18 protein-coding genes and 2 pseudogenes are annotated in these 22,328 nt (G+C 66.5%); 11 read left to right on the top strand and 9 right to left on the bottom strand.

The features are described from left to right. Positions 1-84: 84 nt before the first annotated feature. From ACFYTS_RS21225 to ACFYTS_RS21215, 3 genes are all read left to right on the top strand, one after another. Positions 85-1,611, top strand: coding sequence for an alpha/beta hydrolase (locus tag ACFYTS_RS21225; RefSeq protein ID WP_387306584.1), 1,527 nt, complete (start codon positions 85-87; stop codon positions 1,609-1,611). Positions 1,612-1,739: 128 nt separating this feature from the next. Then, on the top strand, positions 1,740-3,080 hold the full coding sequence (locus ACFYTS_RS21220) for a glutamine synthetase family protein (RefSeq protein WP_357278199.1): 1,341 nt from the start codon (positions 1,740-1,742) through the stop codon (positions 3,078-3,080). Between the two features lie 201 nt (positions 3,081-3,281). After that, positions 3,282-6,296 carry a bifunctional [glutamine synthetase] adenylyltransferase/[glutamine synthetase]-adenylyl-L-tyrosine phosphorylase gene (locus tag ACFYTS_RS21215; protein ID WP_387306581.1) on the top strand — a complete coding sequence of 1,005 codons (3,015 nt, stop codon included), beginning with the start codon at positions 3,282-3,284 and terminating at the stop codon, positions 6,294-6,296. Positions 6,297-6,312: 16 nt separating this feature from the next. Here the strand turns inward: ACFYTS_RS21215 and ACFYTS_RS21210 are convergent, their stop codons facing one another. Beyond that, a complete protein-coding gene (locus tag ACFYTS_RS21210; protein WP_387306882.1) occupies positions 6,313-6,747 on the bottom strand; it encodes a DUF6959 family protein in 435 nt (144 codons plus the stop codon). A 529-nt stretch (positions 6,748-7,276) separates the two neighbouring features. On the opposite strand from ACFYTS_RS21210, the gene ACFYTS_RS21205 reads away from it, so the two are divergent. Together ACFYTS_RS21205 and ACFYTS_RS21200 are read left to right on the top strand one after the other, a co-directional pair. Then, positions 7,277-8,224, top strand: coding sequence for a helix-turn-helix domain-containing protein (locus ACFYTS_RS21205; RefSeq protein WP_387306579.1), 948 nt, complete (start codon positions 7,277-7,279; stop codon positions 8,222-8,224). Further along, positions 8,221-8,412: a DUF397 domain-containing protein gene (locus ACFYTS_RS21200; RefSeq protein ID WP_387306577.1), complete on the top strand. Its 192-nt coding sequence runs from the start codon at positions 8,221-8,223 to the stop codon at positions 8,410-8,412. Before ACFYTS_RS21205 ends, ACFYTS_RS21200 begins: the two co-directional genes overlap by 4 nt. A 16-nt stretch (positions 8,413-8,428) precedes the next feature. Here the strand turns inward: ACFYTS_RS21200 and ACFYTS_RS21195 are convergent, their stop codons facing one another. Continuing rightward, complete coding sequence (locus ACFYTS_RS21195) at positions 8,429-8,968, bottom strand: hypothetical protein (RefSeq protein ID WP_387306575.1); 540 nt, start codon at positions 8,966-8,968, stop codon at positions 8,429-8,431. A 370-nt stretch (positions 8,969-9,338) separates the two neighbouring features. Further along, a pseudogene (locus ACFYTS_RS21190) lies at positions 9,339-10,009 on the bottom strand (TetR family transcriptional regulator). Between the two features lie 347 nt (positions 10,010-10,356). On the opposite strand from ACFYTS_RS21190, the gene ACFYTS_RS21185 reads away from it, so the two are divergent. The 4 genes from ACFYTS_RS21185 (at position 10,357) to ACFYTS_RS21170 (ending at position 12,891) form a co-directional block, all read left to right on the top strand. Continuing rightward, complete coding sequence (locus ACFYTS_RS21185) at positions 10,357-10,548, top strand: hypothetical protein (protein WP_387306573.1); 192 nt, start codon at positions 10,357-10,359, stop codon at positions 10,546-10,548. 230 nt (positions 10,549-10,778) lie between these two features. Next, positions 10,779-11,042, top strand: coding sequence for a hypothetical protein (locus ACFYTS_RS21180; protein WP_387306571.1), 264 nt, complete (start codon positions 10,779-10,781; stop codon positions 11,040-11,042). 636 nt (positions 11,043-11,678) lie between these two features. Beyond that, on the top strand, positions 11,679-11,978 hold the full coding sequence (locus ACFYTS_RS21175; RefSeq protein ID WP_387306569.1) for a hypothetical protein: 300 nt from the start codon (positions 11,679-11,681) through the stop codon (positions 11,976-11,978). A 445-nt stretch (positions 11,979-12,423) separates the two neighbouring features. Further along, positions 12,424-12,891, top strand: a complete 468-nt coding sequence (locus tag ACFYTS_RS21170; protein WP_387306567.1) for a hypothetical protein — start codon at positions 12,424-12,426, stop codon at positions 12,889-12,891. 368 nt (positions 12,892-13,259) lie between these two features. Here the strand turns inward: ACFYTS_RS21170 and ACFYTS_RS21165 are convergent, their stop codons facing one another. The 5 genes from ACFYTS_RS21165 to speB all read right to left on the bottom strand — a co-directional run bounded on the left by ACFYTS_RS21165 (position 13,260) and on the right by speB (position 18,421). Beyond that, complete coding sequence (locus ACFYTS_RS21165; protein ID WP_387306565.1) at positions 13,260-13,832, bottom strand: hypothetical protein; 573 nt, start codon at positions 13,830-13,832, stop codon at positions 13,260-13,262. A gap of 122 nt (positions 13,833-13,954) precedes the next feature. Beyond that, complete coding sequence (locus tag ACFYTS_RS21160) at positions 13,955-14,335, bottom strand: cupin domain-containing protein (protein ID WP_387306563.1); 381 nt, start codon at positions 14,333-14,335, stop codon at positions 13,955-13,957. After that, entirely contained in the window at positions 14,332-15,960 is a 1,629-nt protein-coding gene (locus ACFYTS_RS21155; protein WP_387306561.1) for a N,N-dimethylformamidase beta subunit family domain-containing protein, read from the bottom strand. Before ACFYTS_RS21155 ends, ACFYTS_RS21160 begins: the two co-directional genes overlap by 4 nt. Next, entirely contained in the window at positions 15,957-17,429 is a 1,473-nt protein-coding gene (locus ACFYTS_RS21150) for an APC family permease (protein WP_387306559.1), read from the bottom strand. The genes ACFYTS_RS21155 and ACFYTS_RS21150 overlap by 4 nt, the downstream gene beginning before the upstream one ends. Continuing rightward, positions 17,426-18,421, bottom strand: a complete 996-nt coding sequence (gene speB, locus ACFYTS_RS21145) for an agmatinase (protein WP_387306558.1) — start codon at positions 18,419-18,421, stop codon at positions 17,426-17,428. Before speB ends, ACFYTS_RS21150 begins: the two co-directional genes overlap by 4 nt. 88 nt (positions 18,422-18,509) lie before the next feature. On the opposite strand from speB, the gene ACFYTS_RS21140 reads away from it, so the two are divergent. After that, on the top strand, positions 18,510-20,018 hold the full coding sequence (locus ACFYTS_RS21140; protein ID WP_387306556.1) for a PucR family transcriptional regulator: 1,509 nt from the start codon (positions 18,510-18,512) through the stop codon (positions 20,016-20,018). Here the strand turns inward: ACFYTS_RS21140 and ACFYTS_RS21135 are convergent. Continuing rightward, complete coding sequence (locus tag ACFYTS_RS21135; RefSeq protein ID WP_387306554.1) at positions 19,999-21,429, bottom strand: gamma-aminobutyraldehyde dehydrogenase; 1,431 nt, start codon at positions 21,427-21,429, stop codon at positions 19,999-20,001. The two genes, ACFYTS_RS21140 and ACFYTS_RS21135, sit on opposite strands and share 20 nt — an antisense overlap. A 209-nt stretch (positions 21,430-21,638) precedes the next feature. Here ACFYTS_RS21135 and ACFYTS_RS21130 point away from each other — a divergent pair. After that, a pseudogene (locus ACFYTS_RS21130) lies at positions 21,639-21,905 on the top strand (ATP-grasp domain-containing protein); the annotation flags it as partial. Positions 21,906-22,328: the final 423 nt, after the last annotated feature.

The following is a 22,328-nucleotide window of genomic DNA, read 5'->3' as shown; positions in this document are numbered from 1 at the left end:
TTTCCGTGCGAACACCCACGGACCGGGGAGGACCCGCACCGAACCTCCACCATGGCCGAAACCGTGACATGGCACGATCGTGGGATGGCGTTGATGCGAACCGGCCGGGTCGTGCTCATGGCGACGGCGTTGGCGATGACCGCGGCTGCGTGCACCAGTGTGGTGGACGGCAACCCCACCGCGTCGGCACCGGTGGGGATGGAATCCTTCTACAACCAGACCCTGAACTGGGGCAGCTGCCGCGAGTACAGCGAAGACCAGATGCCGCGCGACGCCGAGTGCACCCGGGTGACCGTGCCGGTCGACTACGCCAATCCCGGCGGGACCACCGCCAAGATCGCCATCTCGCGGGTGAAGGCGAGCGGCGACAAGATCGGTTCGCTGCTGTTCAACCCCGGCGGACCGGGCGTGACCGGCCTGAGCATGGTCGCCCTCGGTGACAGCACCGCGCTGGCCGACCGCTTCGACCGGATCGGCTTCGATCCGCGCGGTATCGGCGCGTCGCAGCCCGCGATCAAATGCCGGACAGACGCCGAGAACGACGCCCAGCGCGCCGAGCCGAACCGGGACAACTCGCCCGCCGGCATCGCCGCGCTCGAGGCGGAGAACAAGGACTTCGCCGGCAAGTGCGTGGAGCGCACCGGCAAGGAGTTCCTCGGCCACGTCGGCACCCGCGAGGTCGTGCAGGACATGGACGTGATCCGGGCCGCGCTCGGCGACCCCAAGCTCAGCTATGTGGGCTACTCCTACGGCACCCGCCTGGGTTACGCCTACGCCGAGAAGTTCCCCGACAAGGTGCGCGCCCTGGTCCTCGACGGCGCGCTGGATCCGGAACAGGATCCGGTCAAGGAGTCGGTGGCGCAGGCGGCCAGCTTCCAGAAGGCGTTCGACGCCTACGCGGCGGACTGCGCGGCCAAGGAGAAGACCAACTGCCCGCTCGGCGACGACCCGGGTCAGGCCACCAAGAAGTTCCGCACCCTCGTCGACCCGCTGTGGGACAAGCCGGTGCCCACCCAGGACGGTCGCGGCCTGCACTACGGCGACGCCATCACCGGCGCCCAGCAGACCCTGTACTCCAACCGCTTGTGGCCCGCCCTCACCAAGGGCCTGCGCGAGCTGGCCCAGGGCAGCGGCGACACGCTGCTCGCGCTGGCCGACATGTACGACGGCCGTCACGACGACGGCACCTACGACAACAGCGCCGACGCCTTCAACTCCATCCGCTGCGTGGACGATCCGGCCGTCACCGACCGCGCCGTCGCCGCCAAGCAGGACGCCGACTACCGCCGCGTCGCGCCTTTCCTCGACGACGGTCACGGCAGCGATGCCGCCCCGCTGGAACTGTGCGCCATCTGGCCGGTCCCCAATACCAGCACCCCGCACAAGATTTCGATCCCGAACCTGCCCAAGGTCGTGGTGATCTCCACGACCGAGGACCCGGCCACCCCCTATCAGGCGGGCGTGAACCTGGCTCAGCAGCTCGGCGCCTCCCTCATCACCTTCAACGGGACACGCCACACGGTGTCGCTGTCCGGTGTGAAATGCGTCGACGACCCCGTCATCGACTATCTCGTGGACCTGAAGCAGCCCGCCCAGGGCCTCACCTGCTGATCGCTGACGCCCGGGCCGCGCGCCGGAATCTCCGCGCGGTTCGGGGTCGTCACTGCTGACAGTTCCGAGAGTTGAATCTGTCGGCGTATGTAACACGGATTTAACTCCGGGACCCTACGCTCGCGGTCATGGACCGTCAGAAGGAATTCGTGCTCCGGACGCTCGAAGAGCGGGACATCCGTTTCGTGCGTCTCTGGTTCACCGATGTCCTGGGATATCTCAAGTCCGTGGCGATCGCGCCCGCCGAGCTCGAGGGTGCGTTCGAGGAGGGTATCGGCTTCGACGGTTCGGCCATCGAGGGGTTTGCCCGGGTCTCCGAGGCCGACATGGTGGCCAAGCCGGATCCGTCCACCTTCCAGGTGCTGCCGTGGTCCACCTCGAAGGGCCACCAGCATTCGGCGCGCATGTTCTGCGATATCGCCATGCCCGACGGCTCGCCGTCGTGGGCCGACCCCCGGCACGTGCTGCGGCGTCAGCTCAACAAGGCCGGTGACCTGGGCTTCAGCTGCTACGTGCACCCCGAGATCGAGTTCTTCCTGCTCAAGCCCGGCCCGCACGACGGCACCTCGCCGATCCCGGCCGACAACGGCGGCTTCTTCGACCAGGCCGTGCACGACGAGGCCCCCAACTTCCGCCGCCACGCCATCGACTCGCTGGAGTCCATGGGCATCTCGGTGGAGTTCAGCCACCACGAGGGCGCGCCCGGCCAGCAGGAGATCGACCTGCGTTACGCCGACGCGCTGTCCATGGCCGACAACGTCATGACCTTCCGCTACCTGATCAAGGAAGTGGCCATCGACGAGGGCGTGCGCGCGAGCTTCATGCCCAAGCCGTTCGCCGACCACCCGGGTTCGGCCATGCACACCCACATGTCGCTGTTCGAGGGCGAGCAGAACGCCTTCGCCGACCCCGACGACCCGGACAACCTGTCGGAGACCGCGCGCGCCTTTATCGCGGGCATCCTTGAGCACGCGCACGAGATCTCCGCGATCACCAACCAGTGGGTGAACTCCTACAAGCGCCTCATCCACGGCGGCGAGGCCCCCACGGCCGCCTCCTGGGGTCGCTCGAATCGTTCTGCGCTGGTGCGCGTCCCGATGTACACCCCGAACAAGTCGGCGTCGCGTCGCGTCGAGATCCGCAGCCCTGACAGCGCCTGCAACCCGTACCTGGCCTTCGCGGTGCTGCTGGCCGCGGGCCTGCGCGGTATCGAGAAGGGCTACACGCTGCCGCCGGAGGCCGAGGACGACGTGTGGTCGCTGACCTCGGCCGAGCGTCGCGCCATGGGCTTCCGTGAGCTGCCCGCGTCGCTGGACGAGGCGCTCAAGGCGATGGAGAAGTCCGAACTGGTCGCCGAGACCCTCGGCGAGCACGTCTTCGACTTCTTCCTGCGCAACAAGCGCCGCGAATGGGCTGGTTACCGCGCCCAGGTGACCCCCTATGAGCTGAAGGAGTACCTGGGTCTCTGATCCCGGCGAAGCACCCGAATCGGGCCGCAATCCTCGCGATTGCGGCCCGATTCGTGTCTCCCCCCACCACTCTCATGCCCGGATCGGCACGTCACCACGGCCACTCGGCGGCGTCGCGGACTGGAGGCGGATTGGACACAGTGTCTGGTTTGGGCGGGATGGGTGACATGTCTGGTGGGCACGACCTGTAATTTGAAGGACATGGTTCGGCCTCCGACTGCTCGTTCCGCTGTGCCCGGTGTCGGGCGGCTCGGTCTGCTCGAGCCGTCGGCCGCCGCCTCTCTGCGAGAGTTGGCGTGGGACAACGTGGACAGTGTTCCCCTGCTGTGGGCGCTGTCGCGTTCCCCCGACGCCGATCTGGCGCTGTTGACGCTGATCCGGCTGCGCGAGCAACTCGGGAGCGATTGGGCGGCCGTGGATTCCGAACTGCGCCGCGACTCCGCGCTGCGCGGGCGGCTGTTCGCACTGATCGGCTCCTCCAGCGCCTTCGCCGACCACCTGGTGGCCGATCCGGGCGCGTGGCGGCTGCTGCGGCGGCCCACACTGCCCAGCCGCGCGGAAGTGCTGGCGGATCTGCTGGACGCCGTGCACGCCGTCCCGGAGAACGGGGCCGCGGCCGGGCCCATGATGTACCGGGCGGGGATCTCCGGGCCCGAGGCGATCGCCTTGCTGCGCAAGCGGTATCGCGATCAGCTCATGCTGCTGGCCGCCATCGACCTGGCCGCCACCGTCGAGAACGAACCGGTGCTGCCGTACCAGCAGGTGGGTCAGCACCTCACCGATCTGGCCGACGCCGCGCTCACCGCGGCGCTGTCGGTCGCGGTCGCGCGGGTGTGCCAGGACCGTGAGGTGCCGGTGCACCTGGCCGTCATCGCCATGGGCAAATGCGGTGCGCGGGAACTGAACTACGTCTCCGATGTGGATGTCATCTTCGTCGCCGAACCGGCCGATACCACCGCCACCCGGCTCGCCGCGGAGATGATGAGCGTGGGCAGCGCCGCGTTCTTCGAGATCGACGCCGCGCTGCGCCCCGAGGGCAAGGCGGGCGCGCTGGTCCGCACCCTGGACTCGCACATCGCGTACTACAAGCGGTGGGCGCGCACCTGGGAATTCCAGGCGCTGCTCAAGATGCGGCCCGCCACCGGCGATCTCGACCTCGGTCGCGAATACCAGAAGGCCCTCATGCCCATGGTGTGGGCGGCCAACGAGCGACCCGACTTCGTCGCCGACGTGCAGGCCATGCGCCGCCGCGTCGAGGACCTGGTGCCCGCTGATCTGCGCGAACGCGAGCTCAAACTCGGGCATGGCAGTCTGCGCGATGTCGAATTCGCCGTCCAGCTGCTGCAATTGGTGCACGGCAAGGCCGACGAGTCGCTGCACGTGCAGAGCACCGTGGAGGCGCTGGGCGCGCTGGCCGCGGGCGGCTACGTGGGCCGCGACGACGCCGCCAACCTCACCGCCTCCTACGAATTCCTGCGGCTGCTCGAACACCGGCTGCAGCTGCAGAAGCTCAAGCGCACTCACACCCTGCCCGCCCCCGAGGACGAGGAGGGCATGCGCTGGCTGGCGCGCGCCGCGCACATGCGCCCGGACGGCCGCCAGGACGCGGTCGGGGTGCTCACCAGCGAGATCAAACGCAACGCGGTGCGGGTGCGGCGGCTGCACGCCAAGCTCTTCTACCGGCCGCTGCTGGACTCGGTGGCGCGCATGGACGCCGCCCAGCTGCGCCTGAGCCCCGAGGCGGCCGTGCGGCAGCTGGCCGCGCTGGGCTACGTCGCCCCGGAGAACGCGCTCGGCCACCTCAAGGCGCTGACCGGTGAGGTCGGGCGCAAGGGCCGCATCCAGGCGCTGCTGCTGCCCACCCTGCTCGAATGGCTCGGCGAGACACCGAATCCCGACGCGGGCCTGCTCGCCTACCGGCGGGTGTCCGAGGGCCTCGACAACGAGATCTGGTTCCTGCGCGAACTGCGCGACGAAGGGGCCATCGCGCAACGGCTGATGATCGTGCTCGGCTCCTCGGCGTACCTGCCGGACCTGCTGATCAACGCGCCCGAGACCATCCGCATGTACGCCGACGGCCCCAACGGGCCGCTGCTGCTGGCCACCAAGCCCTCGGACGTGGCGCGCGGAATCCTGTCCGGGGCACGGCGTTACGACGATCCCAAGCGCGCGGTCGCCACGGCGCGCTCGCTGCGCCGGCACGAACTGGCCCGCGTGGCCTCCGCCGACGTACTCGGCATGCTCGACGTCCAGCGGGTGTGCGAGGCGCTGTCCTCGGTGTGGATCGCGACCCTGGAAGCCGCGCTGCAGGCCGTGATCCGGGCCAGTGAAGCCGAACTCGGCAGACCCGCGCCCGCGGACTTCGCCGTCATCGGCATGGGGCGGCTCGGCGGCATGGAACTGGGCTACGGCTCCGACGCCGACGTGCTGTTCGTCTGCGACCCGCGGCCGGGCGAGGATGAGACCGTCGCCGTGAAATGGGCTGTCGGCGTGGCCGAACAGGTGCAGCGCCTGCTCGGCGCGCCCAGCACCGACCCGCCGCTGCAGGTCGACGCCGGACTGCGCCCCGAGGGCCGCAACGGCGCGCTGGTCCGCACCCTGGCCGCGTACGCCGCCTACTACCAGCAGTGGGCGCAGCCGTGGGAAGTCCAGGCGCTGCTGCGCGCGCACCAGGTCGCGGGCGACCCCGAACTCGGAATCCGCTTCCTGCGCACCATCGATCCGGTCCGCTACCCCGAGGGCGGCATGTCACCGGAGGGTGTCCGCGAGATCCGCCGCATCAAGGCCCGCGTCGACTCCGAACGCCTCCCGCGCGGAGCCAACCCCGCCACCCACACCAAACTGGGCCGCGGCGGACTGGCCGACATCGAATGGACCGTCCAGCTCCTCCAGCTGCTGCACGCCCACGAGGTCCCCGACCTCCACAACACCTCCACCCTCCAGTCCCTCGACGCCATCGAGCGTGCCGAGCTCATCGACACCGCCGACGCCGAACTCCTCCGCGACGCCTGGCTGACCGCCACCAAGGCCCGCAACGCCCTGGTCCTCGTCCGCGGCAAACCGGCCGACCAACTCCCCGGCCCGGGCACCCTCCTGTCGGCGGTGGCCCGCGTCGCGGGCTGGCCCAACGACGACGGCAGCGAATTCCTCGACCACTACATGCGCGTCACCCGCCGCGCGAAAACGGTGGTGGAGAGGGTCTTCGGCGGCGAATAGCAACTCACGGGAGGCGTCAGTAGGGCAGCTTCAAGTTCCGCTGCCCCATCATGTCCTGGTAGGAGAGGTCCATCTCGATCACCGTGTCCAAAGCCTCCCTGACCGCGAACAGCGCGTCCTCGAGGCTTCCGACGGTCAGCTCCGACTCAGCCTCCTCCAAGACCGCCCGCAGGATATGGAGGCTGTCGCCTTGGATGCTCAAACCGGGAAAATGGCGACCTTCCCACCTGACCAACGAGTAGTTTCCCTGTACACCCAGCAACTGCGCCGGTACATCCATGATCACCTTCTCTCTCTTACCGTGGATCGAAGAAACTCGCGAGTTGTCCGGAACGTCATCGACCCAGCTCCAGCCGGCCTGGCGGGCGATGGCGAGTAGCTGCTTGCGCGCGCTGCACGAACCGGGCCGGTGGCCATCGCCTTCGGTGCACAGCCGATGCGGCCACAGCATGATCTTCACGCTGTCGGAAGTCTGCATCGACGGCGTCAGCGGCAGTCGGTGATGGCTCACGCGAGATGTGGTCTAGGACAACGTCCTCACCGCCCTACGTCCGCGACGCGGGGAACGACGAACCCCCACGCCATGACCCGGTCCGATGCCGCCCGCGATGCCGGCGCCCCGCCCGCCCGCTCGCCGGCGCCTCCACATACCTCGAACCGTCGAGACACAGTCGGAGAAACCGGGCCTCACCACCCGGATGCTCATCCCGGTAGAAACCCCACACGCTCCAGCCGATCACGGCCAGACAGAGAGCGAGAATCGACAGCAGCGCCCATGTGTCCCAAAGCATTACGGCATCCCCTCGAATTGCATACCGCTGGTGATGGTTTGAATGCCCGAGCGGCTGCGCGCTGTCACCGCTCGATACATGTCCCAGTAGACACCCAGGAGGTCGCGGAAATTGGGTTCATGGTGACCTGTCCACGGATTAGGCTGAAGTGTCCACGGTGAACGGTATCGGCCGTGGACACCGGTGATCGTGAACATAGCCATCGTGGACATTTATCCAGATAGCGAGGCTGATCGAATGACTGGTTTGGCCGCTTCTCGTATTGCGTTCGGTTCGTATCTCCGGGGTCTCAGAACTCGAAGTGGCAAGAAGCCCTTGGCCGCTGGGCTCGAGATCGACAAGTCGCGTCAGACGGTCGTGCGCATGGAAAACGGATATCCGACGAATGCCAGCACCAACGACGTCGAACGGTTGCTCGAGTTCTACGGGGCATCGGCACAGGACCGGGAGGAGGCCTTGCGTCTCTGGAGCGAGGTCCGGTCCGAGGAGAAAATCGCTCAACAGCAGGGCGATTCGCGAGGGTACTGGCAGCCGTACGCCGACCAGGTCGCCGCCCACCTACCCCGCTACCTGCGTCTCGAAGCCGCCGCTCATCGGGTCGTCACCTATCAGCACGTGCTGGTTCACGGGCTGTTGCAGACTCCCGACTATCGGCGCGCGATGGCTCGAATCGATGACCCGGATTTGTCCATCGTCGATACCGAGCGCCGCGTCGAGCTCGCCGTCCGTCGGCAAAAGAGATTGAACGATACCGACTTCCGCCTGGAGTTGCTCATGTCGGAATCAGTCCTGCGGCATCAGCCGGGTGGCCCAGGCGTGATGGTTGGGCAGCTGCGGTGGCTCGCCGAGGCAGGTCGGCGCGACAACATCAGCATCAGGCTCATTCCCTTCGCGGCGGGTTCCCACAAGGGTTTGGCTATCCAGCCATTCACCCTGGTCCAGTTCCCGGCACTGAGCAGCAACGTCGTGGACGCACCGGTGGTCTACCTCGAAAGCGGTTCCGCGGGCGTCTATCACTCCAAAACGGATGTCGTCGATGAATATCGAGAGGCGGCGGACCGGATCAGAGCGGTAGCGTTGAGCGAAAGCGACACAGCCGACATCATTGTGCGGATCGCGAAGGAGTACGAGGCGTGAGCAGCCAGTCATCCGGGCCTGGATGGTTCAAATCGACCCGGTCGAAGGCCTCCGAAACCTGCGTGGAGGTTTGCTTCGCTGACGGAGAGGTCGGCGTTCGCGACTCGAAGAATCCCGGTGGCCCGGAACTGTTCTTCGACGGCTCCGAGTGGGACGTCTTCCTCGGCAGTCGCATCTGGGACCGCTGACGCGGGGACGCGCGGCTCAGCCGAGTGGAATCCATTCCACGCCAACCTGTTCGATGTGGGCCGCCTCGTCCGCGGTCAGTGGCGTGCGGCCACTGGCCTTGGCGAGATAGGTCATGGGGTCCCAGCCCAGCGGAGCGAGGTCGTCGGGGTTGCCGGAGACCAGCAGCAGGGTGGTGACGATGGCGGCGGCCTCCGGGGTGGTCCAGGGGGTGCGGTCGAGGGCGGTAGCGAGGTCCAGACCGTGGAGGGCGAGTTCGGCCACGCGGGTGATGAGGAAGTCGGTGAGGCCCATGCCGATGTTCCAGCGGGTCATCAGTCGGCGGTCGTCGGGTTCGCGGCGGGCGGAGTCGTGGACCAGCGGCCAGGCGGCGTCGAGTGCGACGACGACGGCTAGACCGGAGGGGTAGGCGGTGGCGCTCCGCTGGGCGAGTGCCACGCGTTCGATATTGGCCTGCGCGTCGAAGATTCGCGGGTTGTAGTAGTTGACGGCGTGGAGGGAGCCGTGGCCGGTTCGGGGACGGTCAGGCCGTCGGTCACGGTCGGCATGCTGGTGCACGAGGATCCCGATCTCGACCCGAGGCCGCTGGTCCGACTTCTCGGCATGCACAGTCAGCGGGCCGGGTCATTCGAGGAAGTCATCGATCGCGGGTACGAGGTCGATTCGGGCGGAGGTGAATTCGGCTCCGAGGGTGGGTTGGACATGGGGAAGTGGTCTGCCGAAACACCAATGGCTGCTCCACCAATACCTTCCCCGACACCATCGCCGACGAACTCAACGGACGCCCTGGACAAACCCTCGGATTCCGCACACCATGAGAAGCACTCGAACAAGTGTCGCGATGACTGCCTGAGACCGTATCGAGTTTCGGACGACCCGTGCAATCGCGCACAATCCCGCTGAGTGAAACATCGGCGGGGCGTATTCCTCAGCCGGAGGGGGTGTTCGAGCGGGTCTGCCCTTGGCGGGCCCGTTCTTCCTCGATGGCGTCGAACCGGATTTGCAGGCCGTCGGTGAAGGCGGACAGCGCTAATTCGAAACTCTGTGCATCGATCTCGTCGGCCTTGGCGCGGAGTAGGTGGGCCTGTTCCAGATGTGGGTAGCGGTCGCGGTAGACCTGGACGTCGTCGACGAAGCCGCGGGAGAACGAGCCGATGGTGGCGCCCATGACCAGGTAGCGGGTGGCCGCACCGTAGTGGTGGCCTCGCGCGGGGGCCAGCCGGCGGAGACCAGGGCGCCGTGGACGGCGTTGGCGGCGCGCAGGTTCTCGTCGCGGGTGCCGGGTCCAGCGGCCAGATAGGCGACGAAGTTGGGGTGGCGGACCAGGGCGTCGCGGTAGGAGCGGGCCGACGAGGCGAGGCCGATGCGCCAGCCCTGGTCGAAGGCCGACACATCGACCCGCGTCATGAGGCCGAGCGCGATGTCGTCGAGGACGGCATCCTTGGTGGGGTAGTGGGTGTAGAGCGAAGCGGCCTGCACGCCCAGTTCGGCGGCGAGCTTGCGCATGGACAGTTCGGCGAGGCCGTCGCGGTCGATCAGGGTCAGCGCGGCGTCGCGAATGCGTTCGCGGTTCAGCAGAGGCACTTTCGGCCTGGCCATGCGGCTCGTCTCCGTCGGTCGAAGACCTAGGCGGCCCCGGCGGATGTCGAATGTATCACTCGGCCCTTGATTAACCGAACGGTGTTCGGTTAACTTCGGGTCACAAACCTAACAGCGTTCGGTTAGGGGCCATCGCAACCCATGAACTTCGAACACGGCAAGCCGCAGCGCGAACTGCGCGACTTGACTCGGGCTTGGATGGATACAGAGGTCGTCCAGACCGCCGCCTGGGACCTTTCCAGAATGCACACCACCGCAACCCTTTCCCCGGACGGCACGCACTCTGTCCCAGATATCCAAATGCAGGTCTTCTGGTCCTTCGGGGCCAGGCCCTCGACGCCAACGCGGTGCCGCGCGCGACGTCGCGGCGCACCCGTGACGAGCTGACCAAGCTCTCCGGCACCCACGCCGCCGTGGCAGCCAGACGCGCGGGCCTGTCCGACTATGAGCAGACTCGCATCGCCGAGTTCGCCGCGGTCGGAGTGAACGAGCCGCTGCGCAACAAGGTTCGTGCGGTCGTCGAGAATGCGCATCGCTGAGCAGCGGACGAGCGCGGCGACGCCCTCGCCGCACAGCGCACACCAACGCCCCGACGACAACGGCCGAGGCCGCGGTCGGCGTCAAATTCCGCACCGGACTGCGCCACACCGACATCGGCGCGGGCGGTGTGCACTCCATCAACCACACCAAAGGCCCCGTCGACAACGGCCGAGGCTGTGAACACCCCTGCCCCGGAACCCCGGGAGCACAATCCCAGAAGGGAAACGCCATGTCCGACACCACCATCCATGCCACGGACGTCACTGCCGCAGCGTCGGCGGTCGACCTGCTCGCCAACAACATCCTGGCCAATCCCGAAATCGCCAGCCACTATCTCGATCCGGCGGGGGTCATCGTGGAACTTGCCGCGCGAGTCCGCCACCTACGGACCCGCCTGGCCGGGCGCCCAAGGCGTCGCGGTAACCAGCATCGACGAGGCTCCCCGACGACTCCCGCCCGGAGTACGACTGGAGCCTCGCCCCGCCTCACCTGAGAACCCGCCGCCAGCTCCGCGCGGCCGGTTTGGGTCCCAGCCGCCAAGGCATGGCCGCCTGCGAACACCCCGTCGCGGCGCGCGGAGCCCACGTGGTTCAGGCCGCCATCGTTTTCCGAACGTTCCCGGAGCAGGCTTCACTGGAAGCTGGCCGAAGAGGGTGTGGCCCCTGGGTGATCGGAAAGGTTGATTCGGAGACGGGGTTCCAAGACCGATCCATCTAGCGAAGCTGGCTGCTGCACAACGGATCTCGAAAGCGATTGTTTTCGGGAACATCGTGAGGCAATGCCGGGATCTGCCGTAGGACATGGGGCTGTGCGGCGGCATCGGGCACGCCCCAGGAATTTGGGGCGTCTTCGGCGACGGGAATCGGCCCGCTCGGTCTTCGATGCCGTTACCGTTCGCTGCGCCTGACTGATCGCCCGACCCGTCGGGGATCAACGCGGGCGAGGGCGAAACGAACGAAGGGGGAATACCACAGTGACATCACGGCGAATCAGCACTCGAATCGGCTGGAGCCTAAAGGGGTTAGCGGTTGCGGGCGCTGCTGCGATCATGACGGCCGGTCCCGCGACAGCGGACCCCGGCCTGACGATCGACGGCCCGCTCCCGGTCCAGGTCGGGACGAGCCATTGGGTGACCAGTGACCTGCACGACAATTCGGGGGAAACGATGATGCCCTCTTTGACGGGCTCGTCCGGGAACTACGTGTACCTCTACGACAACGGCCAGTGTGTTACCTCGGACATCATCGGTATGAACGGCACCGGTCTGAAATCTGTGCTCTGGACACCGATGACTGCTGGCACGCACACCCTGCAGTTCAGATCCGGCTGGAGTGTGAAGACCATGACGGTCACCGTCGAACCGGCCCCGCCGGGCGCGCCTGCCCCATCTCCCTGGCGCGGCTGCGGCTCCACGGGCAGCATCGGCTGAGCGGGCATACATACAGGCGATGACCCCGACTTCGCGTCAGCCACCGTCGTTTTCCGAGCGGACGCCCACGCGTTGGCCGCCGCAGGGATCCGGCCAATGGCTTGCGGCTCGCGATCTCGTCAGAGAGCTGCTGCACGTGGGCGGGGTCCGCGTCCCGGGCTAGGGCGACGTAGTGGTCCATGACGTAGCGCACGGGCAATGTCTGTCCTGGGGCGGTCGGCCCCTGCACCAGCCGGAGCCGACCGCGCCCTGGCCACAAGCCGCAGATCGCCGTGTATGACGGCCGTGCGGTGCGGGCGAACGCACTCTACTGCTGATGACCGGGCCGCTGTGCCCGGCGGACTGGTCAGAAATCCAGCTGTGTCTGTTGATCCTGAGCGATAGCCTGGGCGCTCGGAGATGCGGGAGAGGATGGATTTTGGCGCATATCTAGGTGATTGTGTGCTTGCCGCCGGATGCGATCGATGACGTTCAGGCCACGCTCACTCGAGCACTTGCTCCGTTCGAGATGTACGAACAGCCCGCTGACCGGGGTATGTGGGACACATGGCGTATTCGGGCTGGCGGCGAGGGAGCCAGGTTTGATGTACGACCGGGCTATGAGGACGATCCTCGACTGATCTACGACACCCCCGACTACGCCGGCTTCGTGCTGCCCACCAACCGAGGCGAATGCGCGGGTGGCCCAAAGGCATTGCTGAACGTTCCGGTTGACACTCTCCGATGGACCGATGTGCTCACACTCGACGGTTGGTGGGTGGAGCCGAGTGGCGTCTGGGCGCATGAGGACTGGGACGAACACACGTCCTACGAAGACAAGCCCGACTGCCAGGTACCACCTGGCGGCAACGAGAACTACCTGGCGGCAATTCCCGAAGACACAGTGCTTGTCCGGGTCTACTGCCATGGCTGACAACGCACTATTCTGCCGCGTGCCGCGCTGACCGAACCGGCCAGCGCGGGACGCCGACGGGCCGGGACCCGGTGCGGTGCTGAAGGTCCGCTTCTGCCGAATGAAGGGCGTTCTTGCGCATCTGCTGACTTGGCCCGTCCTCTACCGAGGTACACCCGACGACACCATCACGGCTAGCGCAATCGCGAGTCCAGTCCGAGGTTGTCCCGGACATCGGGAGGATGTGGTCACGGCATCGTTGAAGTGAATGTGGACTGGATACTCGGGGCGGGACAACAACCGGCCCGTATCGACGAGCCGGTTGTTTCGCTTGCGTGATTCTTATTCAGGCAGGGCCGCGGGTGGAGCGTTCGCTCGTTCCTCCGATGTCAGCCGACCTGAGCTGCGAGCGGGGCGCTGATATCACCGACGGCGTGCAACGTGTTGTACGCCTGTGCCAATGCTGCGATTCCGGCCGGGACGCCGGCTACCACGCCACCGATGATGGGGCCCACGGCTGCCCCGATCCCCAGCCCGGGGATGCAGCCGCCGATCGCACCGACGATCGCGCCGATGACGCATCCGCCCACGAGTCCTGCAACACCGCCGGCCATGGTGCCCATGGTCGCGGCCAGCATGAACTCGTTGCCTGCCTGACTCAGCGCATAGTCGATATCGGCCTGCGGATCGGAGCCGTCGATCGCCGCAACTGGAGTCGCAACCGCGGCGAACGGTGAAACAAGCTGTGCCGCGGTGGCATCAGCTTGATTTGCGGTCATCTCAGTGGCCGACGGCGTCGACGGTGTAGGACTGTTCCGGGAATCGGCGCTCAGGAGGGTCGGTTCGGCTTCTCCGGCCGTCAGAGTGGTCGGTGCGGGTGCGGCCGTGGCCGCCTCTGCCGTGAGGGTCATCAAAGTCGTGGCCACCGCGGAGGCGACGATGACACGGGTGCGGCGATTCACTGGATCTCCTTGGTTGTTACTTCGTTGCTGTGCCGCCAGCCGAAATAAACTGTGCGGCACGGAAATCGGAGACAAACCGGTTGCATGACGGTCTGCCTCGATCTCGTTCTAGGACCGCGGGTTTACGCGGATTCAGGGGCGGGTTCCAGGACGACGAAGATTTTCGAGGAGGGTTCGAGAGTCTCCCATTGCCCGGTGAATCCGCGCGGGAACAGAAATGCCTCCCCGGCTCGGAACACTCGCCGCTCGCCGGAGTCGTCGGTCACCGCGACGCTGCCGGTGAGCAGTACGCAGATTTCGTCGACCGGATAGTCGACCACGTTCAAGATGCCTGCCTGGCCTTCCCAGGCGCTGCCGATCATGCGACCGGTGGCGTCGGAGCAGCCGCGCCATTCGACTTCCTCCCAGTCCGGGGAGGCGGTCCACCCTTCGGGCCACTCGGGCACCACCCGGGTGCCGATGCCCAAACCGATGGCGCGCACATCCTTGACACCGATGGTCATGAGTTTTCCCTCTCCGCATCCGGGGCCGCGCCGAGCCGGCGCAGTGTGTTGTGTGTGATCTGTTCGGTGAAGAAGTCGCGTTCGATGAGGCCGTTGACCCATTCGCACGACCCGGCGTTGACGACAGTGCCCGCGCCGCGGGTGAAGACGCCGACCATGCCCGCGCCGTAACGTCGATCGCGCTGGTGTTCGGGTACGTCGTCGCCATAGATGAACGGGAGCATCATTTCCGCCTCGAACTCCGGTGCGCCGAGCGGGACCTCCGCGTTCCACCGGTCCTCGGCACCTACCACCGCCGGGGCCAGCGCCAGGATCTCGAGGGTCTCCGGGGCGCCATCTTCGAAGGTCGGGTAGGGCAGCCCCTTCCGGAAGGTGTAGTCGACGCCATCGAGCTCGAACGCCGCGGTGCAGACCGGGGCGCCGCCGATCACGTCGCCGTAGTACAGGTCGGTTCCCTCGAAAAGCCAATGCTCGGGCCGGTATACGGTGAATCCGCCGCTGGAGCGCGGCACCGCGTTGCCGTACCTGCTGTACACACCGCCGAAACCGGTCAAACCCATGGTCTGTGCGCCGGGCCGGCCGACGATCGGAGCGTCCCACACGGTGGTGACCCGGCTCGGATCGGTTTCGTAGAGCGGGTCGAAAGCGGGGAGCTTGTAGCAGGTCTGGGTGGCACCGGTGTCGTCGAGGCGGACCTGCCAGAGGAAGTTTCCGGCAAAACGAGCGACATTGCCCCCGTTGTCGACGAAATTGTCGACGGCGTCCCGCATTTCGGCCGTCCAGTACTCGTCGTGACCGACGATCACCAGACATTGGTAGTCACGCAGTGATTCCGGGCGGAAGTGCAGATCGTGCTGGGTCAGGTAGTCGAAGTCGTAGCCGTGGTTCTCCGCCCACACCACGAACGGCCGTTCGTAGGTCGCCCAGAACGCGTCGGCGTGATGGCGGGAGTAGCCGTTGGCGAACGCCCACTCATAGGCTTCGTGGTGCGGCTGCCAGAACGGTGGCGGAGTGTATTCGTGGCGGCTGCGCGGTGCGCCGACGGGTTTGCGCAGCATCCCCCGGGCGATGGGGCGTTGGGTGGACACCACCGCTGCGGGGACGTCGATCTCCGGGTCGTCACCGAGACCGCGGTAGTGATTGGCGCCGCCCCAGTCGTTGTAGGCGGTCATCGTCGTGGTGGTGAGCATCAGTGCGTACCGGGTGCGTCCGGTGACGGCCGCCCGCAGGACGAAGAAATGTTCGCGCTCGTAGATCCGGCCTTCGACCTCGATCCGCGCGATCACCAGGTACAGACCCGAGCGCCATTGCGGGTCGACGGGGATGCGCGCGGCGACGGGCCAGCCGCAGCCGACGGTATAGCTGTCGGCCGGGGTTGGATGGGACTCGCCGGGCAGGTCTTCGAGCCGGTACACGGTCTCCGGGTGCGCGCCGTCGCGCACCACTTCGAGACGGTAGCGGTCCGCGGTGGTGTGCACGTGCACCGCGACCGTGTCTCCTGCGCTATAGGAGAATTGGTCTGTGTAGCACCAGATCTCGGGTGACGATGGATCGCCGCCGGGGACTTCGCATTGCCAGCCCGGCACGGTCCAGGCGTGTCGCGGAAACCGCTGTTGTTCAGTCATCGAACCACCTCTGCTGTGAGTAGGACTTCGGTACCGCCGGACAGCTGCCGGTATCGATCAGGCGCCGCGGTGCGCAGCCACAATGCTCGTCCGGCTCCGAGGAGGAATCCCACCGCCAAGGGGGAGAGCATGATCGCGTTGCCCATCGGTCCGAGCCCGGTCAGCATCGGCATGTTCTGCATGAGCAGCACCAGTACGACGGCGAGGGATACTGCGGCCAACCCGGGTGCGATCAGCCTCTGCCACAGAGTTTCTCCGCCCGGGGCAGGCCGCAGATAGCGAATCACCGCTGTGCAGACGGCGATTTCGAGCACCATGACCCCGACCAGTGTCGGAGTGTTGGTCCACAGCACGATCTGGCTGTACGGGTCCAGCGACGTCAGGCCGAAGCCGATCAGGGTACCGGTCACCACGAGGGTATGTGCGAGCCCCGCCGAACTCGGGGTCTTGGTGCGTGCCCCGGCACGGCTGAACCACGCCGGCAGCACACCGTCCCGGCCGAGCGCGAACAGGTACCGCGCTCCGGCGTTCTGCAGTGCGAGCGCGCCCGCGAAGAAGCTGGTGATGATCAGCATCTGCATGACCGAAGTCATTGTCGCGCCGACATATTCGGTATTGAGGTTGAAAACCAGCTGGGACGGGTCACCGGCCAACAGCGCGGCCAGCCGACTCGGGCCCGCGGCCATGAGGATGACCCAGGAGATGAAGGTGTAGACCACCGCCAGCGCGCCGATCGCGATATAAGTGGCACGCGGGACGGTGCGGTGTGGGTCTCGGACCTCCTCGCTGTAGATGGCGGTCTGCTCGAATCCGATGTACACCACGAAGGTGATCGCGAACAGCGCACCGATCGATCCGGTCATCAGGTGTGCGGGGTTGAAGCTGCCCGCCGAAAGCCCTTCACGGCCACCGCGAATCAACACGGCGACGGCCAGTACGAACAGAATTCCCACCTCGGTCACCAACAAGACCGCGAGCACCTTCGCGCCGATGTCGACCTTGAGATACGACAGCAGCGCGACGATCAGCCCGAGTATGACCGCCGTCACCTGCCACGGCACGGAGACTCCGGTGATCATCGAAATCGCCGTTGATCCGAAAACTCCTGTGGCAGCAAGGAATCCGATTTGACCGAGGGCGTAGGAAAGATAGGCGACCATGGCCGCGCCGGCTCCCACAGTGGGTCCGATACCCCGGCTGATGTAGGCATAGAACGCGCCGCTGTTGCGCACGTGTTTGCTCATGGCCGTGAAGCCGACCGCGAACACCGCGTAGACGATTCCCGCGATCAGGTATCCAGCGGGCGCGGCCTGGCCGGCGACCATGAATCCGAGCGCGGCGAAACCGGCCATGACTGTCAGCGGTGCGGCGGCGGACAAAACGAAGAACACAAGATGGGTGGAGCCGATCACGCCGGATCCGAGTTCGGTGGAAGACTCTTGCGGCGCACCAGATTCAGCGACATTCACGGGCGCACCTTCTCCGCGCGCGGCAAGGCATGCCCGGCGGCGGCTGCTCGGTTACATGCCAGCACCGAGAGCAGTTCATAGGCCGTGTGCGCGGCGGCGATTCCTGTGATCTCGGCGTGGTCGTAGGCCGGGCTGACCTCCACGATGTCCGCGCCCACGATGTCGAGCCCGACCAGCCCGCGCAGGGTGGCCAGCAGCTCACGGCTGGACAGACCGCCCGATTCCGGAGTACCCGTGCCGGGGGCGAAGGCGGGGTCGAGCACGTCGATGTCTACCGACACGTACACCGGACCCGTGCCGAGTCGTCGGCGTATGCGCTCCACGACCTGCACTACGCCCTCGTACTGATAGTCGTCGGCGTGCACCACCTGAAAACCCAGGCACTCGTCGGATCGCAGATCATCGGAGCTGTACAGCGGGCCGCGCACGCCGACGTGCAGGCAACGCCGCGGATCCAGCAGACCCTCCTCCGCGGCGCGCCGGAATGGGGTGCCGTGGGTGAAGCGCGCACCGAAGTAGGTGTCCCAGGTGTCGAGGTGCGCGTCGAAATGTACGACGGCGACGGGGCCGTGCTGGGCGGCGACCGCACGCAACAGCGGTAGCGCGATGGTGTGATCACCGCCGATGGTCAGCAGGCGGGTCCCCTTCGCCAGCCAGCCCCGAGCCTCGCTCTCGATGGTCGCCACAGCCTCGTCGATGTCGAACGGGTTGACCGCGATGTCCCCTGCGTCGGCGACCTGATGGACCGCGAACGGGTGGACATCCAGCGCGGGGTTGTACGGCCGCAGCAGCTTGCTGGCCGCGCGGACATGTCCGGGGCCGAAGCGCGCTCCGGGACGGTAGCTGACCCCGGTGTCGAAGGGAACTCCGACGATCGCGACGTCGGCCCTGCCGACCTCGTCGATACCCGGCAGCCGGGCGAAGGTGGCCGGGCCGCAGTACCGGGGAACTCGGCTCGCATCGATCGAGCCGAGGGATTGCTGGGAAGACATGGACAGATGCTAGGTGTGCGCCAAGTCCACCATCCATCGACGCGAGGTAGAAATCCCGGCACACTTGTTGGACACTGCGTCTATGCCTTTGACCGTCGCGGCCCTACTCGAACAGCCGCAATTGCGACTCGAGCTGATCGCCGGACGAGAAGCGATCCACCGGCCGATCGATGCCGCTCATGTAACCGAATTGTTGCGGCCTGGTAGTTGGCTCCAGGGCGGCGAACTGCTGATGACCGCCGGACTCCAGCTGTCAACGGACGAGACGCAATGTCGCGACTTCGTGCGTGACGTCGTCGGCGGCGGGGCGAGCGCGCTGGCGCTGGGGCTGGGTCACGGCCTGCCCTATCGGCAAGCGCCCGCCGCCCTGATCGAAGCCGCTGAGGCCGAAGGGATTCCGCTGTTGCTGGTGCCGGACGAGACTCCGTTCATCGCCGTCACCAAGGCGGTTTTCGCGGCGCATGCCGCCGAAGAACGGCAGCGACTCGAACGCACGCTGACCGTGCAACGAAAATTGACGGTCGCGGCCGCATCGGGCCGCGGCCTGGATGGATTGATCGGGGTGTGGTTCGACTCGACCAAACTGCCCGCGCTGATCACCGATCCGCTGGGCCGGGAAATCGCCACCGCCGGCCCCGGGACGAACCGGCTGCTGGATGCCGCGCGCGAGCTCATCGACGAAGTGGCACCCCACGGGCTGCGAGGCAGCTCGGTGACCGATATCGACGGACGCACCCTCAGCGTGCAACCGGTCGGCGCGAGGCGAGTACGAGGGTACGCCCTGCTGGTCGAATCGGATGCCCGCGAAATCCGGCTCATGAAGTCGGCGTTGACCTCATTGGTCACTCTCGAACTCGAGCAACGGTATCTGGCGGGTGACGCCGAGCGGCGTGCTCGGGCGAAGACACTCGATCGGGTCCTCGCCCCCGGCGCGAGCGCATCCGCTATCCGAGACATGTTCGACCAGTTCGGCATTCGCACCGCCTCGGTCGTCGGGCTGGCCATCCAGCCCTTGCCGGGGCGCATCGAAGAACTTGCCGCAGACCTGGCGTACGCATTACCCGGCGGTCTTGTTCGCACCGTAGGTGATGGCGTGGAGGCGATGGTGATCGACGGCACGGATCTGCCGCTGCTGCTGCGTCGCTTCGCCGCCGATCACCCCGTGGGCATCGGCGACACCGTAGCGCCCGAAATGGCGGCATTGTCTGTACAGCAGGCGCGTTCGCTGATTCCCGTGAGCGCTCGGCTCGGGCGCCCGGCAACCTCGCGGCAAGACAGCACCAGCAGCCTGCTGCTGTCGATTGCCTCCCCCGATGTGCTCACTGCGTTCGCCGACAACACTCTTGCGTCGATCGATCTCGCCGATCAGACCGGAGAGCTGGTCAGCACACTCCGAGCCTGGCTCGACGCCAACGGAACCTGGGATGTCACAGCCGAGCGGCTCGGCGTGCACCGTCACACGGTCCGCAACCGGATCTCCAAGATCGAAAAACTGCTGGCGCGGTCATTGGATCCCGCAGCCACGCGGCACGAGTTGTGGCTCGCCTTGCAAGTTCGGGACACCCTCGCCGCACCGGTCAGTGGTGAGCGCTCATGACGTGCTTCATACGGGTGTACTCCTCCATGCTGTAGATCGACAGGTCCTTTCCGTAGCCGGACTGCTTGAATCCGCCGTGTGGCATCTCCGCGGTCAGCACCATGTGGCAATTCACCCATACCGCACCGAAATTCAGCGCGCGCGCCATTCGCTCGACAGTGCCGTGGTCGCGGGTCCAGACACTGGATGCCAGCGCATAGGGCACATCGTTGGCGTAAGCGACGGCCTGGGCCTCGTCGGTGAACGACTGCACCGTCAGCACCGGGCCAAAGGTCTCCTCCTGCACGATCGGATCACTCTGACGGACACCCGTGATGATCGTCGGCTCGACGAAGAAACCCTTCTCGCCCAACCGCTTTCCACCTGTCACGACGGTCGCGTGGGAAGGCAGTGCGGCCAGCTTGCCCAGTACGGAGTCGAAGTGGCGGCCATTGTTGAGCGGTCCGCAGAAGCTGTCCGGATGCCCGGGCTGCCCCGGCCGCAGATGCTGGGCACTCTTCACCAGTGCTTCCACCAGATCCGCATGGATGGATTCGTGCACGAGCACGCGGGTGACGGCAGTGCAATCCTGGCCGGCATTGAAGAATGCCGCCTGCGCGATGCCGGCCGCCGTGGACGCGGGATCGGCATCGGCGAACACTACTGCCGGAGCCTTACCGCCCAGTTCGAGATGAGAGCGTTTGAGCCCGCGCGCAGCCGATTCCGCGACCGCGATCCCGGCCCGCACCGATCCGGTGATCGAGGCCAAACCCGGCTCCGGATGCGCCACCAGTGCCGCGCCTGTCCTTGCGTCGCCGAGAATCACGTTGAAAACTCCGTCCGGCAACAGACTTCGGGTCAGTCCCGCCAGCACCAGCGTGCTCTCCGGCGTCGTGTCGCTCGGCTTGAGTACCACGGTGTTCCCGGCGGCGAGCGCCGGACCGATCTTCCATATGGCCATGAGAAACGGGTAGTTCCACGGCGTGATCTGCGCGACCACGCCGATCGGCTCGCGACGCACGTACGAGGTGAATCCGTCGACATATTCTCCGGCGGACCTACCCTCCAGCAGACGGGCCGCGCCAGCGAAGAACCTCAGCTGGTCGGCCCCCGCCGCGATCTCCTCAGCGGCGATCACCGCCTTCGGCTGGCCGGTGTTGCGGCACTGCGCCTCGACCAGTACGGCGCTGTGCGCCTCGATGGAATCGGCCAGCTTCAGCAGAGCGGTCTGGCGGTACCCCGGCGTAGTTCTGCCCCAGGCTTGGAAAGCCCGTGCGGCGGCCATGACTGCTGAATCGACCTCGGCATCGGTCGACACCGGCACGCGACCGGTGACGGTCTCGTCAACCGGATTCACCAGCTCGAGGGTGTCCGTCGATTCCGAGGCCACGAACTTGCCATCGATGAAGTTCTCGAGCACACGACTCGCCATGCTTCTGTCCATCCTTGTGGGGAGTGATCAGATCGAGTCTGCCGGTGGTAGCCCACATTGCGCTACGACGTCATGTACAACCGTCAGGCGGCCCATTCGACACCACGTCAGCCGTCCTGGACCGTGGCGATGCGAGTGATCTGCGAGCGTGAGGGCGACGATCTGGCCCGGCTCCCCGCTCGGCGGCTTCGGCTCCAGGATGTTCGGAGGTTGTCCGTCAGGTGGCGGAATACCCCCTCGACGTAGTCGATCAGCGAGTTGTCTCCGTCGACCACTACGAGGGCGACTCGAAGATTCTGCTCGATATGGGCGCGGTGGACTCGGCGCTGGCCGCGTACCACGGTTCCGCGACGGCGCCGAGTGCGTACGGCATCGATTTCGGGGTCCTCGCAACTGGTGAGACCACTCTCGTCGAAGCCGACGACGGTACATGCTGGGTGCGTACAGTAACGACGCCGACAAATACGCGGAGCTGATCTTGCGTCGGTGGAACGAACTTCTCGACTCTGCGCGAACCCAGCAGCCCCTCTCCGGAAGATTCGGCCATCCTGTTAGACCGCATACCGCGCTGACCGAACCGGCCAGCGAGTCTCGAAAGATCGACGATCAGTACACGTTCGGTGGCCGGTGCGCATGTCCCAATCACTGTTGGGGCGGCGTCCTCCGCGACGGGTAGAAGTCGATATCGTCCCAGTCGTCATCGAAGGCTTCGAGGATTCACTCGTACCGGCGCGTCGCACGCCAGTCTCTGGCACTACTGCGGTCTCGGAACCGGTGGCGGAGCTCGTCTTCGAGCCAGTCCCATCGGAAGCGGTGGGCAAAGTAGCGACCGAGCTCGGCGCCGGCACGGGCCTCCCCGGAATCGAGCACCCACAACACTGCGGCCCGGATCTCGGAGG

It is taken from the genome of Nocardia sp. NPDC004151 (genome assembly GCF_042874235.1).
Lineage (GTDB): Bacteria > Actinomycetota > Actinomycetes > Mycobacteriales > Mycobacteriaceae > Nocardia.
Note: the sequence above shows the minus strand (reverse complement) of the source record. Positions and strands in the feature narration are given on the sequence as shown.